Origin of the sequence: Agarivorans sp. Toyoura001 (assembly GCF_005405585.1) — a bacterium.
GTDB lineage: Bacteria > Pseudomonadota > Gammaproteobacteria > Enterobacterales > Celerinatantimonadaceae > Agarivorans.
Genome location: NZ_BJEQ01000020.1, coordinates 66,929 through 81,849 on the forward strand (window position 1 = coordinate 66,929; position 14,921 = coordinate 81,849).

General features: G+C 45.1%; 12 protein-coding genes. 9 read left to right on the top strand and 3 right to left on the bottom strand.

The window, feature by feature from the left end; translation table 11 throughout:
• The first annotated feature begins 23 nt into the window (after window positions 1-23).
• From FFR00_RS18590 to FFR00_RS18600, 3 genes are read left to right on the top strand one after another with little or no spacing between them, the layout of a single operon-like run.
• The gene (locus tag FFR00_RS18590) at window positions 24-3,767 is read left to right on the top strand and encodes a pilus assembly protein (protein ID WP_137674916.1); all 3,744 of its coding nucleotides are present in this window, start codon (window positions 24-26) and stop codon (window positions 3,765-3,767) included.
• The gene (locus FFR00_RS18595) at window positions 3,768-4,199 is read left to right on the top strand and encodes a type IV pilin protein (RefSeq protein ID WP_137674930.1); all 432 of its coding nucleotides are present in this window, start codon (window positions 3,768-3,770) and stop codon (window positions 4,197-4,199) included.
• Window positions 4,200-4,203: 4 nt separating this feature from the next.
• Window positions 4,204-4,494: a hypothetical protein gene (locus FFR00_RS18600; RefSeq protein WP_137674917.1), complete on the top strand. Its 291-nt coding sequence runs from the start codon at window positions 4,204-4,206 to the stop codon at window positions 4,492-4,494.
• A 13-nt stretch (window positions 4,495-4,507) separates the two neighbouring features.
• Here FFR00_RS18600 and FFR00_RS18605 read toward each other — a convergent pair whose 3' ends face one another.
• Window positions 4,508-5,026, bottom strand: a complete 519-nt coding sequence (locus FFR00_RS18605) for a GspH/FimT family pseudopilin (RefSeq protein ID WP_137674918.1) — start codon at window positions 5,024-5,026, stop codon at window positions 4,508-4,510.
• Between the two features lie 235 nt (window positions 5,027-5,261).
• Between FFR00_RS18605 and FFR00_RS18610 the strand changes: the two genes are divergently transcribed.
• Both FFR00_RS18610 and FFR00_RS18615 read left to right on the top strand, forming a co-directional pair.
• On the top strand, window positions 5,262-7,286 hold the full coding sequence (locus FFR00_RS18610) for a methyl-accepting chemotaxis protein (RefSeq protein WP_137674919.1): 2,025 nt from the start codon (window positions 5,262-5,264) through the stop codon (window positions 7,284-7,286).
• A gap of 291 nt (window positions 7,287-7,577) precedes the next feature.
• A complete protein-coding gene (locus tag FFR00_RS18615) occupies window positions 7,578-7,916 on the top strand; it encodes a P-II family nitrogen regulator (protein ID WP_137674920.1) in 339 nt (112 codons plus the stop codon).
• A 56-nt stretch (window positions 7,917-7,972) separates the two neighbouring features.
• Here FFR00_RS18615 and FFR00_RS18620 read toward each other — a convergent pair whose 3' ends face one another.
• Window positions 7,973-8,707 (bottom strand): outer membrane protein assembly factor BamD, encoded by a 735-nt coding sequence (locus FFR00_RS18620; RefSeq protein ID WP_137674921.1) that lies wholly within the window; start codon window positions 8,705-8,707, stop codon window positions 7,973-7,975.
• Between the two features lie 244 nt (window positions 8,708-8,951).
• Here FFR00_RS18620 and rluD point away from each other — a divergent pair, with 244 nt between their 5' ends.
• The 3 genes from rluD to clpB all read left to right on the top strand — a co-directional run bounded on the left by rluD (window position 8,952) and on the right by clpB (window position 13,341).
• The gene (rluD, locus tag FFR00_RS18625; RefSeq protein ID WP_137674922.1) at window positions 8,952-9,920 is read left to right on the top strand and encodes a 23S rRNA pseudouridine(1911/1915/1917) synthase RluD; all 969 of its coding nucleotides are present in this window, start codon (window positions 8,952-8,954) and stop codon (window positions 9,918-9,920) included.
• Window positions 9,921-9,938: 18 nt separating this feature from the next.
• Window positions 9,939-10,655: a peptidoglycan editing factor PgeF gene (pgeF, locus tag FFR00_RS18630; RefSeq protein WP_235836260.1), complete on the top strand. Its 717-nt coding sequence runs from the start codon at window positions 9,939-9,941 to the stop codon at window positions 10,653-10,655.
• Window positions 10,656-10,770: 115 nt separating this feature from the next.
• Window positions 10,771-13,341 (top strand): ATP-dependent chaperone ClpB, encoded by a 2,571-nt coding sequence (clpB, locus tag FFR00_RS18635; protein WP_137674924.1) that lies wholly within the window; start codon window positions 10,771-10,773, stop codon window positions 13,339-13,341.
• Window positions 13,342-13,379: 38 nt separating this feature from the next.
• Here the strand turns inward: clpB and FFR00_RS18640 are convergent, their stop codons facing one another.
• The gene (locus tag FFR00_RS18640) at window positions 13,380-13,637 is read right to left on the bottom strand and encodes a hypothetical protein (RefSeq protein WP_137674925.1); all 258 of its coding nucleotides are present in this window, start codon (window positions 13,635-13,637) and stop codon (window positions 13,380-13,382) included.
• Window positions 13,638-13,816: 179 nt separating this feature from the next.
• Here FFR00_RS18640 and pssA point away from each other — a divergent pair, with 179 nt between their 5' ends.
• Window positions 13,817-14,665: a CDP-diacylglycerol--serine O-phosphatidyltransferase gene (gene pssA / locus FFR00_RS18645; protein ID WP_137674926.1), complete on the top strand. Its 849-nt coding sequence runs from the start codon at window positions 13,817-13,819 to the stop codon at window positions 14,663-14,665.
• Window positions 14,666-14,921 lie beyond the last annotated feature (256 nt).

Below are 14,921 nucleotides of genomic sequence, written 5' to 3' on the forward strand. Positions count from 1 at the left end.
CAATACATAAAAGGAGAGAGCAGATGAATGGTCATTTAAGGTCGGGGCTGCTTGCCTGTTTGTGCACAATGTCGGTAACTTGCCCTGTATGGGCAGACGACACTGAATTGTTTCTATTCGACTTTAATAGCTTAAGTTCTGCTGATCCTAAAGTACTGATTATCTTTGATACCTCTGGCAGTATGGCGTGGAATATTACTACCCGCCAAGGCTACAATCGCGACAGCAGTGGCGACCTGAGTTACCAAGATTACCCCGTTGCTGTGAGCTCACAAAATAGCTTAGATAACGATTTTATTTACTTTACGGTTAATGGCGTAGATGGCTCATATATCCCTACGGGTGCGAACGACGACCGCCGATTTATTTGGGACATCAACAACTGTGCAGCCTCATACGAAGCGCTTGCTAAAAATGGCATCTTTACCGGCTATTTTCGTGAGCATCGGGTACAAGGTGGCACTGGATCTTGGGATAATGTTCGGCTGAACAACGGTGCTAATTACACCGTGCTTGATTGTATGGATGACTATGAATTAGTCAGTGATGCTAGTGATGGTCGTTTATTGGATGAGAGCGGTGACCCACGAGCATTTACCGTTAAACTTCAAGAATCAGACGGCAGTTTTGTTGATAAAGTGGTATCCACCATTAATCCTGGCCAATATCGAGAAAGCAACAATTCCTATGTTGATGCACCTCAAGGTTACCCCATCAACGGCGCTTCTAATAATACCGAAGATTTTTATACACTGAATAAAACCGATGCAGAACAAACTACCAAAGATAGCTTTGATGATGGGTACCTAATTACTTTATATAGCGCCAATTACCTTCGTTGGTATCATCATTCTGACGCCACAACTACGCGGCCACGAATTGAGATTGCTCAAGAAGCTCTGGCTAATGCGCTCGACACTATCAACGGCGTGAGCTTTGGTTTGATGGTATTTAATACATCTAACCACGGTGGCCGAGTGATTAGAAGGATTCAAGCCGCGGATAATAACGATGGTTTGATTACTGACGTGGTTGAGCTTGATGCCGATGGCGGCACGCCTCTCGTTGAGACGCTTATGGAAGCCAAGCGTTACTTTGCCGGAGAAACTGTAGTGTATGGCCTAGAGGGGCCAAGTGGGGCCAATAATCGCGATACCTCTATCGAATCTTCGGGCAGTTACATAACACCTTACGAAGTTGGCTGTGATAGCTCAATTAGCATTATTTATATCACAGACGGGACGCCAACCGTTGATGCAGAAGAAAATGACAATGTAGGCAGTTTGCCAATTAATACTAACGGTGTGGCAGGGTGTGATGGTGCGGCTACTGTTAGTGCTTGTACTTGGAGCTCCCCAGTAAAATATGGTGAAGAACCAGACGCTGGAGAAACCGACAATCGCGCCAGTTCATATTTACCCGTACTGGCCAAATGGATGAATACCAATGACATCAATGGCGATGTAGATGGGCGCCAGTACGCTAAAATTTCTACTATTGGTTTTGGTGAAGATGTTATTGAAGGTGGCTCTGCGATGTTGATTGCAACGGCCGAAAATGCCGAGGGTCGTTTTTACCCTGCAGAGGGCGGGGTGGAGTTGGAGTCGGCATTGCGCCAAGCACTCATTGGTATCTACGAAGAAAACTCATCGCTGGTTTCTCCTGCGGTGACTAGCAATAACTTCGACCGCACTCGAACGCTAGATAGAGTTTATTATGCGATGTTTAAACCTTCGCTAACCCCTCGATGGCGAGGAAACCTGAAGAAACTCGAACTCTCTGCTGAAGGCTACATGGTGGACCAAAATGGTAATCCAGCAATTGGTGCTGACGGTTCGATTATTGATGAAGCGAAAACCTTTTGGTCCTCAGTAAAAGATGGAAACAATGTTGAGCTTGGTGGGGTGGCCGATAGCTTAGCCAGTAACGATGCTCGCATGGTTTATTTCAATCAAAGCAATAGTGGCAATTTCGCCAACCTTAACTCAACTAACCTTGTCTCCAGAGCAAGCACTAGTGCCAATTTAGCTAATCATCTTGGGGTGGTGGAAACCGCTTTATCTGATCACATTAATTGGATACGAGGTAGTGACATTGACAATGATGATGGCGATAGCTTAACAACTATTCGCAGTGATTTGATGGGCGACCCACTGCACTCTCGACCATTAGTGATTAATTATGGCCTGCGTAGTGGGGCCAGTGCGAGTAGTACCGACCCTGATGACATGGATATTCGTATATTGGTTGGGACCAATGGTGGTGCAATACATATGTTTAAGGATACGGGGTCTAGCGTTACAGAAAGTTGGGCTTTTTTTCCTTATGAGCTTTTAGGCCGGCAGTTAACCCTGCGAAATAATATTGCCAGTTCGCAACATGTTTACGGGGTGGATGGAACACCTACAGTGTTCTTAAAAGATACCGATAATGATGGAAAATACAGCACTAGCGGCGATAAGGTGCTGGTATTTACTGGCTTGCGCAGAGGGGGAGATGCATATTATGCCATGGACCTTACTCACCCCGATTTACCCAAAATGCTTTGGAAGATTGACAGTTCAAGCACTGGAATGTCGGAGCTGGGTCAAAGCTGGTCGCAACCTACTGTTGGTTATGTTCCGGGGCACACTAATCCGGTAGTGATATTTGGTGCTGGTTATGACGTAAACCAAGATTTAAGCAATCCGGCTATAGATGACAAAGGGCGAGGCGTTTTTATTGTAGATGCCCTAGATGGCAGCTTAGTGTGGAGCCTAACCAATAGCGAAGATGATCGGCTAACACATAGCGTCCCAGCAAAAGTTGCCAGTTTAGACAGCGACGGTGATGGCAACATTGATCGTTTGTATTTTGGTGATATGGGCGGTCAGCTTTGGCGGATAGATTTACATTCTAACGACGAAGATAACTGGAAGATGACGGCCTTGGCCAAGATTAGCGATGACTCCGTGCTTACCGATAAGAGGAAGTTTTTCACTGAGCCGGTAATTGTAAGAACCTACCTCAAAAAACTTACTCGGGTGACCACTGGTCAAGGTAGTGACCAAGTCACTATCACCGACTCCCAGCAGATCCCTTATGATGCGGTATTAATTGGCACAGGAGACCGAACTAAACCGGTCAGTGACAAAGACCCCGACGGGGTAAACAATCGCTTCTATATGTTTAGAGACTATAACGTGCAATCGACAAATTTCACGGCCTTGGATGACAACGAGCAGCCGATTGCAATTACGAGTAGTGATTTGTACAACATAACCAGTGACCCTATCGGTAGCTTAACTGATGAAACCGCAATAGAGACTCAGCTTATTGCACTAGGGGCGTCTAAAGGCTGGGTACATAACCTTGTTGAAGATGGTGAGAAATCTTTGGGGGCAGCCCTAGTACTAGGCGGCGACTTGTATTTCACCTCCTTTATTCCAGAAACCACCAACTCAACCACCTGTACCATTCCTACGATTGGTACTGGGCGCACTTACGGTGTCAGTATGCATATTGGCACCAGTATCAATCATAGCCGTTACTACGATGTAGATAACAAGGTACCGGATGATTTGATTATTCACTCAGGAGAAGACGAATCTGGCGAGTCGGTGATTCGTGTATTTGGGGGCGACCCTGGCGAAGACCTACAGTTTGATGATGAAGACGAAGACCAGCAGCATACCTGTGAGCAAACTGGTTCGTGTCGAGAAGGCTCACGTGAAGCCAATATGGATATGAGTCCCAAACAAATCTATTTTTACTTTGATGAGGGCTAAATGAAACGTTCAATACTCGGCGTTACCTTGATTGAGTTAATGATTGCAGTGGCCATTGTGGCTATTTTAGCGGCGGTGGGGTATCCCGCATATACTTCTTTTGTTGCTGAATCTCGCCGCACTGAAGCAATGAAAGAACTGGCTACTTTGGCGGTACTTCAAGAACAATATTATGCCGATAATGCAGAGTACTCTTCTACCCTGGCTGCTTTGGGGATGGCCGCTTCCGGCGCAACCAGCTACAACACCGAAAATGCCTACTACTCTATTACGTTAACGGCTTCGTCAGCGAGCAGCACTTTTACGGTAAAAGCAACTGCTCAGGGTTCTCAAAGTACTGCAGATAAAGATTGCCGAAGTTTTTCTATAGATGACGAAGGGGCAAAAACTGCGCTTGATGCCCAGGGAAATGCGAATGCTGATTGCTGGTGATTATATGAATAAATTACTTATATTTTTGGTGCTTACACTGTCTGCAACAAGCAGTTGGGGCAAAACGGTTAAATGTTATATGGCGGGGAGCAATGGTATAGACCAAGTCATTATTGCTAGCCCTAAAGGTTTGAGTAATCTCGATGCGATTAGCGAGGAACTTAAAAAGCGATATACCGAACACCAGCCCACGGTTCAAAAGCTTGGCGGTATTGTTGAATTTGAATGTGTTGAGTTTAATGATAGCTTTAGCTCTGATATTGCCAATACACGCTTTGCTGAACTGCAGTATTAACAGCCTTTGGGTTTTAAATTGGGCAGCTGTTTTTTTCGCTATCAACAACAAAGCGAATGTTACCGCCTTTTGATACCACAACGCCGTCTATATATTGATTGTCATTAGAGCAAAAATATAAGCTACCAGAGTTACCTGCAATAAGACCATCACTGGCAAAAGACAGTGAGGTGACAGAGCCTTTAAAGCTGGTATTTCCCGCATCGGAAAATGGCTCGGCAGCTAACAATACTTTTTCGCCTGCATCTAATTTTCCATTACTGTTGTCGTCGGCGAATACCGTTAATCCTGCGTTCATATTTCCACCGCAGTCGCTATTGTTGGTTTGCAAAGCACATACAACTACCCGCTGGTTTAGATTGATGGCTTGGCTGCGAGCAAAACGAACCTCTCGCATCATACGGTTGGTAGAGGCATCGGCCGCCATTGATTGAAAGAGCGCATTCATGCTGGGCACACCTACTCCAAGTAAAATAACCGCGATGGCAATGGTTATCATGAGTTCCAAAAGAGTAAAACCAGCTTGTTTCATTCAAACGCTCGGTTGCTTTAAAGAGTATTGATTCTATAAGTGTATACCCTCACAGGCTGACTGCTTTTTTTGTGCATGAGCCTGTTCACGTTGAGATGATTTTTATTGCCTATTTGCCACCTTTGGCAAATTTTAATCAAGCCTTTGTACGATTAATATCATGTCTTAGTGGGGTTAATAAAAATGTCATAAAGCTCCCCTATAAATGGCCGCGGATCTCCAGCGGTAACTAAATATGTTTTTAAAACAGCCCTTCAAGAATCAACTCACTTTGGTACATCAACTTGCCTTATCAATGGCTCTGCAGTTTGCCATTGCCTTAGGTATTGTGATGATTGCATTGTGGGGGATGAATCAGCTAAGCCACTCTTTTAAGCAGCTTGATGAACAAGCCTTACCCGTTGCAGAGCTGGCTGCGCAAATTGACAGAGCGGCATTGCAGCTCGACCGTCAGTTAAGAAATACCATTAGTAGCCAAAATCCAGAGACCTTTGCCGAACAGCGAGCGCTGTTTGATTCTGAGTTAAACACCTTAGTGACGGCGCTAAGTGTATTTACTCACTTTAGCCAAGCCTTAGATTTACTCGATGATGATCAAACGCGCATAGCAGAGAGCGTGGCGGAGCTAGACCAAGACATGCAAAGTTTGCTTACTCGTGTCGAGCAACGTTTAGAGGTACAGAGTGAGGTTGTATCTAGTCAAGGTTTGGTGCTTTATGCTATGGGTTCTGCTCGCGATGAAATGTCTCGATTAGTGCCGATATTGTTTGCCGATATCGCGGAATCTAAAATGGCCTATGACGCATTTATTGCTGATGCGGCCAGTTTAATGAACGCTCAATTGCAACTGGTTACCACTCAAGATCCAAATAATGCGCAAACCCAGCTAAAGCAGATGCAAAGTTACATTTCAAGGTTGCGTTTTAACTACAATATTTTACTTAAAGACAACCCTGAGTTAGCTGACTTCCCCAGTGTGTCTATGGCCATTGATATACTTGAAGGTGCTGTCATCGAGGCTGGATTATTTGGCTTACAAGCAAAGCAAGTACAGCTAAATTTCGCTATTCAACAAGATATATCCAGCTTGTCTGAACCGCTCGATAATCTGCAATTGCATTTAGAAAAGCTACTAGCAGAAGGTGTAACTATTATCGAAAATGCCACCCAGAATACGCAGTTAACTATGTTGCATAGTCAGCGTTTGTTATTGGCCTTGAGTGCGGTAGGTATTATGGTTTTTGTTGGTTTGTGTATCGCCATTGTTCGTTTGGTGCGTAGCCGTGTTAAACAAATAGGCGAAGCTATTCATAAGCTCTCACAAGGTGATTTTACTCATAGTTGCCCAGTGTCTAGTCCACGAGAGTTTAGGCAGTTAGCAAGTTGGCTTAACCAAGCCAGCGAGCATAACCGTAGTAATATTGCTCAACTACGCGCCCGAGGCATCGAACTTAAGCAAGCCGCAGAGGCAAGCGCTAATATTACTCACCGCCAACAACAGCAACTCGCCGAGCAAGAAAATAGGATTGCCTTAATCGCCTCATCGGTGGTGCAAATGGATACGACTATGGGGGATATTGCCAGTGCAGGAAATGACGCAGAGCAAGATAGCCAGCGGTCGGCTGAACTTGCAGAACAAGGTAAGCAAACCCTAGAGAGTACTAGTACGCATCTACAAGGTTTGGCCGACAAAATGCAACGTAACTCGCAACGAATGAGTGAGTTAGATCAGCAAGTAGACCAAGTGGGTGAAGTAGTGCAAGTGATTAACAGTATTGCAGAACGCACTAACTTACTGGCGTTAAATGCAGCCATAGAAGCGGCTAGAGCAGGGCAACATGGGCGCGGCTTTGCGGTGGTTGCGGATGAGGTGCGTAAACTGGCGGGGCAAACCCGTGAACAAACCGATTCAATTAGTGAAATGATCAATACACTGCATAATGCGACCAATAAAGCGCGGGAGTCGATGGCCTCTTGTCAGAACGAGATGCAATCAACTCAGCAATTGAGTGAGCATTTATCTATCGCAATGAATGATATTGAGCAAGCCGTCGCTACTGTGCGACAGCAAACTGTTAATATTTCCCGCTCTACTGCTGAGCAAAATCAAGCGAGTCATCATGTTAATCAAGCGGTGGATGATTTGGTAAAACAAAGCCAATTGCGTCAGTCACAAATCGACGAGTTATCGGTACAGTCTGACCAAGTTGCGGCCATTGCGAATGAGCAAGGCCAGAGCTTAGCGGCATTCAAAGTATAAAGGTATGCTGTTGGGAAATTTGAGCATTAAGCTAGCAATGAGTCAAAGTTGTTCGATTTTTCAGCGTTAGCGCGTTTCACCTAGATTAAGTGAGGAAAAACGTATTTAACGCAAGCAAAGCATAAAAACGTTAACAAACAGCCTATTAAGTATCACTCTAATTCCAATAATTGACACTTTTTGTGCAGTTTTGCCGACCAAGCTTGCTTTACGCCGTTGTTACTTGCTTGCGCTTGGCTTAAAGTAAACAACATACAGACTCAACAAAATGATAAAAATAAGGAAGTACAAATGAAGCAAGTAACGGCAATTATCAAGCCATTTAAGATGGATGATGTTCGCGAAGCCTTAGCTGAAATTGGTATTACTGGTATGACGGTTACAGAAGTAAAAGGCTTTGGTCGTCAAAAAGGACATACCGAGCTTTACCGCGGCGCTGAATACAAAGTAGATTTCTTACCTAAAATGAAACTAGAACTTGTTGTTCAGCAAGATGATCTAGAGCGCTGTATTGAAACTATCGTACAAACTGCGCAAACTGGTAAAATCGGTGATGGTAAAATCTTTGTTCGCGATGTAGACCGTGTTATTCGTATTCGTACCGGTGAAGAAAACGAAGATGCTATTTAATTTATAGCCAATAAAAAAGGCGAGCTAAGCTCGCCTTTTTTATTTCTGAAAGTTATTTAGTTAGCGCTGCGTATTAGCGCAGTTTGTTCCACTTTGTCTGTCACACCTAAAGCCTTGTAACCTTGCTCCATGACTTCTAGAGCATCTCGTGCTGAAGGCGTATCTGGGAAATTCTCAATCACGTAACGTGCGCGGTTTACCGCACCGATAAATGCTTCGCGTTTGATGTAATAACGTGCCACAGCCACTTCGTGACGAGCTAAATTGTCTTTTAAGTAAACCATACGTTGCTTAGCATCTGGGGCATAATCACTGCGCGGATAGCGGTTAATTAGCGTGCTAAAGTCGTTAAAGGCTTGACGAGAAAAACTCGGGTCGCGGTCATACCTATCAATACCTACGACACTTTGGAACAAATTGTAATCTGCTGACATATTGGTTAAACCGCGCATGTAATACACGTAGTCTAAGGCGCTATGCGTGGGGTTGTTACGAATAAAACGCTCGCTGCTCGCAAGTGCCATCGCAGTATCACTGCGCTTGTAATAAACGTAGATAAGATCAAGTTGTACTTGGCTTGAATAAGGGCCAAATGGGTAACGAGTATCTAATGCTTCTAAGTTATCTGCAGCATCGGTAAACGCACCGTTGTTAATTGCAGTTTGTGCTTCGGCGTAAAGCTCTGAAGCGGGCTTGTCTGGGATCTTCGGTTTTTCTTTCGACGAAGAACAGGCGCTCAGCGCAAGGCCGAGAAGTATTACTGAAATTGTTTGCTTGTAAACGCGCATCATGAGCTAAAAATCGTCTTAATCGTTTATGTGATGGCCCGATAACAATACTCCGCACTTGCTAAAAGTATTACGCCATTCACCGTAAATAATGGGCAAACAGTATCCTCTATGCCACCTAAACCGTCAATCGCCGAGTGATATATATAGTGGGAGCAGCGTCTAACAAACCATTTTCTTCTATGCTTTAGCTTTAGAATGATTACAATAGCCCGTTTTGGCCTTCCTGTCAGAGGTAAAACCTAAGATGAGTCAACAATTAGAGTTGCGTGCAATCGTCGACGAAGAGCTTGCAGGCGCCCGCCTAGACCAAGCATTAGCGACGTTGTTCCCCGATTACTCTCGTTCTCGAATTAAAGAATGGATATTAGGGGAGTGTGTTCGTTTGGATGGCGAACTTAAGGTAAAACCTAGGGAAAAGGTAGTGGGCGGTGAAGAAATCGTCTTAAATACTGTGTTAGAAGATGTTGTTGAAGCGAAAGCTGAAGACATCAAACTAGATATTGTTTATGAAGATGACGATATTCTAGTGATTAACAAACCCATTAACATGGTTGTTCACCCAGGAGCTGGCAATAACAGCGGTACGGTACTTAATGCCTTGTTGCATTTATACCCATCTATTGCTGAGGTAGCACGTGCCGGTATTGTGCACCGCTTAGATAAAGACACTTCTGGCTTGATGGTGGTGGCTAAAACCGTACCCGCTCAAACTCACTTAGTGGATGCTTTGCAAAAACGCTTAGTGACTCGTGAGTACGAAGCCATTGCTACTGGTACTATGACAGCCGGCGGTTTGGTGGAAGAGCCTATTGGCCGTCACCCTACTAAACGCACCCACATGGCAGTTGTCACCTCAGGTAAACCTGCGGTTACGCATTACCGTGTTGCCGAGAAATTTCGCCAGCATACCCGTATTCGCTTGCGCTTAGAAACCGGTCGTACTCACCAAATTCGCGTGCATATGGCCCATATTGGCCATTCGCTATTGGGTGACCAAACCTACGGCCGTTTGCGTTTGCCTAAAGGTTCAAGTGAAGAACTGATTGCCGCTATGCGCGGTTTTCAGCGTCAGGCTCTGCACGCTGTTATGTTGCGTTTAGAGCACCCAATTACTGGCGAAATGATGGAATGGCATGCGCCGGTTCCGCAAGATATGTTAGATATTGCCGACGCCTTGCGAGCGGATCATAAACTCAATCCTGATTTGGGTTAGATCTTGGGTAAGCACTCGGTGAATTGGCCTTGCCCCGCAAACGTGGTTGCTGTCTATAGCGATCGTGTAGCGGGAGTGAGCCAAGTGCCCTTTGATTCGTATAACTTGGGTGACCATGTTGGCGATGAGCTTGCTGCGGTAAATAGCAATCGTGCGAATTTTCAAATGTCTATGCCCGAGCAGGTATGCTGGCTCAAGCAAGTACACAGTACTCGAGTCGTGGATGCTAGTGACCAAGCCAATGTACTTAGCGAAGCCGATGCCAGTATTGCTGCCAGTTCAGGTGCCGCGTGTGTAGTGATGACCGCCGATTGTTTGCCGGTATTATTTTGCGACCAGCAAGGAACCGTAGTAGCAGCGGCACATGCCGGCTGGCGAGGCTTGGTAGATGGAGTGTTGGAAAAAACCGTCGCAAAAATGCAAGTAGAACCGCAGCAGCTTATGGCTTGGATGGGACCCGCTATTGGCCCTCAGGCTTTTGAAGTGGGTGCAGAGGTAAAACAGCGTTTTGTACAACACAACGCTAGGGCCGCCAGCGCGTTTACTCAAGCTTCTCAAGCCGATAAATACTACGCCGATATTTTCACTCTCGCCGAGCAACGGTTACAGGCTTTAGGACTAGGCGCTATTTATTCTGAGCGTATCTGCACTTATAGCCATCCACAGCATTACTTCTCTTATCGACGGGAAGGACAAACTGGTCGTATGGCTGCCGCCATTTGGTTATCTGAATAAACCGTAAAGTTCACAGATTTGGTGTTGAACGTTAATATTTAGCGCCTGATATCTTGATTTTTTTTGCTTTCAATCCCACATAATCATTAATAGCTTATCCAAGTGGAGGTGCCACATGCGCCTAGATAGATTCACAAGCAAATTCCAATTAGCCATTTCTGATGCTCAGTCGCTTGCGCTTGGGCGAGATCACCAATTTATTGAGCCGGTACACTTAATGTCGGCCATGTTGAATCAAGACGCAGCATCTTTGCGACCCCTGTTGGTAGAAGCTGGTATTGAAGGTAGTGCCTTACGTTCACAACTATCTCAAGCCCTAGAGCAACTGCCTCGTGTAGAAGGCACAGGTGGAGAGGTGCAGCTATCCAATCAGTTGGTGGTGCTGCTTAATCTTTGTGACAAGTTGGCGCAAAAACGTAAAGACAAGTTCATTTCGTCAGAAATTTTCTTTTTAGCGGTAACCGAAGACAAAGGTAAGCTTGGCGACATCATGCGCGAGTTGGGCGCGAATAAAGAAAACATTAACAAAGCCATTGAAAAATTGCGCGGTGGCCAAAAGGTCGACGACCCGAATGCCGAAGATCAGCGCCAAGCACTCGAAAAATATACCATCGACCTCACTGAGCGCGCCGAACAAGGCAAGCTGGATCCGGTGATTGGCCGTGACGATGAAATTCGTCGTACTGTTCAAGTATTGCAACGCCGCACTAAAAATAACCCAGTGCTTATTGGTGAACCCGGAGTGGGTAAAACCGCCATAGCCGAAGGTTTAGCGCAGCGCATCATTAATCACGAAGTACCAGAAGGCTTAAAAAACAAACGTGTTTTGTCTTTAGACATGGGCTCGTTAGTGGCGGGGGCTAAATATCGTGGTGAGTTTGAGGAACGTTTAAAAGCGGTACTTAATGAGCTTTCTCAAGAAGAAGGCCAAGTGATTTTGTTCATCGATGAACTGCACACTATGGTGGGGGCAGGTAAAGGCGATGGAGCAATGGATGCGGGTAATATGCTTAAACCAGCATTAGCGCGAGGGGAGCTTCACTGTGTGGGCGCGACTACCTTAAATGAATATCGCCAATACATAGAAAAAGATGCAGCCCTAGAACGTCGTTTCCAAAAAGTGCTGGTGGAAGAGCCTAATGTGGAAGACACCATTGCCATTTTACGTGGCTTGAAAGAGCGTTATGAGCTGCATCATTCTGTAGAAATTACCGACCCAGCGATTGTGGCTGCTGCAAGTTTGTCACATCGTTATATCTCTGATCGTCAGTTACCCGATAAAGCGATTGACTTGATTGATGAAGCGGCTTCAAGCATTCGCTTACAAATCGATTCCAAACCAGAAGCCTTGGACAAACTTGAGCGAAAAATCATTCAACTAAAGCTGGAGCGTCAAGCGCTGCAGAAAGAGTCTGATAGCGCCAGTGTTAAGCGCCTAGAGCTACTCGACAGTGAGTTAGTAGATAAAGAGCACAAATTTCGCGAGTTGGATGAAGTATGGAAAGCTGAAAAAGCGGCGTTGTCTGGAACTCAACATATTAAGGCTGATTTAGAGCAAGCCCGCTTAGACATGGATATTGCCAGGCGTGCTGGTGACCTAAATCGAATGTCTGAACTGCAATATGGTCGGATACCAGAATTAGAGCGCCAATTAGATTTAGCCTCTCAGGCCGAAATGCAAGACATGAGCTTGCTGCGCAATAAAGTTACTGACGTTGAAATTGCCGATGTACTTTCGCGCTGGACGGGTATTCCGGTGAATCGGATGCTCGAAGGTGAGCGCGATAAACTTATGCGCATGGAGCAACAGCTACACGGCCGAGTAATTGGCCAAAGTGAAGCAGTAGAAGCTGTCTCCAATGCTATTCGTCGTAGTCGTGCTGGGATATCTGATCCCAACCGCCCAATTGGTTCCTTTTTGTTTTTAGGTCCAACGGGGGTAGGTAAAACTGAGCTGTGTAAAGCGTTAGCTGAGTTTATGTTTGATACCGAAGACTCGATGGTTCGAATCGACATGTCAGAGTTTATGGAAAAACATTCAGTTGCTCGACTCGTTGGTGCCCCTCCAGGCTATGTGGGCTATGAGGAGGGCGGCTATTTAACCGAGGCGGTAAGGCGTCGTCCTTATTCAGTGATATTGTTGGATGAGGTAGAAAAAGCCCATCCAGATGTATTCAATATTTTATTGCAGGTATTGGATGATGGTCGCTTAACTGATGGCCAAGGCCGTACGGTAGATTTTCGCAATGCAGTGGTCATTATGACCTCCAACTTAGGCTCCGATATTATCCAAGAGCGCCACGGAGAAATGACTCACCAAGAAATTAAAACCGCATTAATGGACGTATTGGCTCAACAATTCCGACCTGAGTTTATTAACCGTATCGATGAGTCGGTTGTCTTTCATCCTCTGGCGTATGAACAAATTCGTGAAATAGCGGCGATACAGGTGCAGCGCCTAGTGCCCCGCCTAGAAGAAAAAGGTTATAAGCTAGAGTTTAGTGATGCAGTGTTAGATAAGTTAGGGCAGGCAGGGTTCGATCCTGTTTATGGTGCTCGCCCACTTAAGCGAGCGATCCAACAGCAATTGGAAAACCCATTAGCCAATGCCATTTTGTCTGGGCAAATAGAACCCGGTAAAACAATTCGCATAGAATTAACAGACGGACAGCTCAGCTTTAACTAGCAGTGCTCGCGCGGCAAGCTAATGGGCCTTGGGTTACATTAGCTTTGCCTGCGTTGTTGTTTTTGAATTTGTTTAAGGGTGAGATAGGTTTCGAGTTGGCTCTTGTCGAGCAGTTTAATTATTTCTAAGTCTTTTTCTTTCACTAGGTCCCGCATAGCTTTCCACATTTGCTTGCGGTCGCCTTCAAAGCCAAACATATTGTCCATGAGTTGGCTGTATTGTTGTTCTAGCTCGGTAAACTGACTTATCTGCTCCGAACTCAGGCTTAAATGTTCGATCAATCTGTCTATATTCATCTTGCTACTACCAATTTGCGAAAACTTTTCAACTTATGAGTTTGTCTATCTCTGAAATTGATGACACTTGATTAAGATATAGTTCATCTACTCCAATTTGTCTTTGAATCACTATTAACAACTAGGGGCATATGCTATTTTTAGCCCTAGTTTTTTAGGCAGTTTCACAGAGTAGCTAAATGACAGAGCAAAAAATTAGCGACGGTGCTAGGCAAAAGGGCATCTTCTTGCTTCCCAACTTGTTTACCACCGCAGGTCTTTTTTCAGGGTTTTACGCCGTAGTTGCATCCATGAATGGGCAGTTTGAGGCCGCAGCCATTGCCATTTTTGTGGCCATGATATTTGACGGTGTCGACGGAAGAGTCGCGCGTTTAACTAATACCGAAAGTGCCTTTGGTGCTGAATACGATTCGATGGCCGATATGGTGTCTTTTGGCATTGCACCTGCGTTAGTTGTTTATAACTGGGCCTTACACGACTTAGGAAAAATTGGCTGGTTAGCTGCCTTTGTATATACAGTTGGTGCAGCCCTGCGTTTAGCGCGCTTTAATACTCAGGTTGGTATCGCTGATAAACGCTTCTTCCAAGGTTTGGCGAGTCCTGCTGCTGCGGCGCTCATTGCTGGTATGGTGTGGTTTGCCCAAGACATGGAATTCCCGGGAAATAAATCAGGCGTTATCGCCTGTTTAATTACCGTAATAAGTGGCTTGCTAATGGTGAGTAATTTTAAGTACCACAGTTTTAAAGGTATTGACCTAAAAGGTCGAGTCCCGTTCTTTGCCGTACTACTTATTGTACTAGTGTTTATTGTGGTGGCTGTAAAGCCAGCGGTCATCTTGTTTACCTTGTTTGCTGCTTATGCGGTGTCTGGTCCGGTTTATACTATTCGCACGGTAAAGGACTTTAGATTTGAGCATGTGGTGGGTGACGAAGAAGATCTAGAGTGCAATGCTCCAGAAGCGACATCAAAACCTACTGAGAAAAAAGCAGACTCAGTCAGTTCGGAACAAGAACAAGACAAAAGCTAAGCCTCATATAGTGTAATTATTGAAAAAGGCGCACTTATTTGCGCCTTTTTGCTTTATAAGTAATCAAATTCAGACTTTTGTTTGGATAAACGTTAAAAATTCAAAATAACGGTTGCTTTCCTAAAGGGCATCCCTATAATGCGACTCCACTGACACGGCAAGCGGCGCTGCAAAGCGATGTAGAAACGATGTCAGGGTTGGTAAGGCCTGAGGCTTTATTAACGGCGCAAAAACTTCTTCTTAATTAATATTAAAA

Bases quoted from the DNA above. Each gene is read 5' to 3' on its own strand.
- FFR00_RS18590 (WP_137674916.1), top strand. From the start codon at position 24: ATGAATGGTCATTTAAGGTCGGGGCTGCTTGCCTGTTTGTGCACAATG.
- FFR00_RS18595 (WP_137674930.1), top strand. From the start codon at position 3,768: ATGAAACGTTCAATACTCGGCGTTACCTTGATTGAGTTAATGATTGCA.
- FFR00_RS18600 (WP_137674917.1), top strand. From the start codon at position 4,204: ATGAATAAATTACTTATATTTTTGGTGCTTACACTGTCTGCAACAAGC.
- FFR00_RS18605 (WP_137674918.1), bottom strand. From the start codon at position 5,026: ATGAAACAAGCTGGTTTTACTCTTTTGGAACTCATGATAACCATTGCC.
- FFR00_RS18610 (WP_137674919.1), top strand. From the start codon at position 5,262: ATGTTTTTAAAACAGCCCTTCAAGAATCAACTCACTTTGGTACATCAA.
- FFR00_RS18615 (WP_137674920.1), top strand. From the start codon at position 7,578: ATGAAGCAAGTAACGGCAATTATCAAGCCATTTAAGATGGATGATGTT.
- FFR00_RS18620 (WP_137674921.1), bottom strand. From the start codon at position 8,707: ATGATGCGCGTTTACAAGCAAACAATTTCAGTAATACTTCTCGGCCTT.
- rluD (WP_137674922.1), top strand. From the start codon at position 8,952: ATGAGTCAACAATTAGAGTTGCGTGCAATCGTCGACGAAGAGCTTGCA.
- clpB (WP_137674924.1), top strand. From the start codon at position 10,771: ATGCGCCTAGATAGATTCACAAGCAAATTCCAATTAGCCATTTCTGAT.
- FFR00_RS18640 (WP_137674925.1), bottom strand. From the start codon at position 13,637: ATGAATATAGACAGATTGATCGAACATTTAAGCCTGAGTTCGGAGCAG.
- pssA (WP_137674926.1), top strand. From the start codon at position 13,817: ATGACAGAGCAAAAAATTAGCGACGGTGCTAGGCAAAAGGGCATCTTC.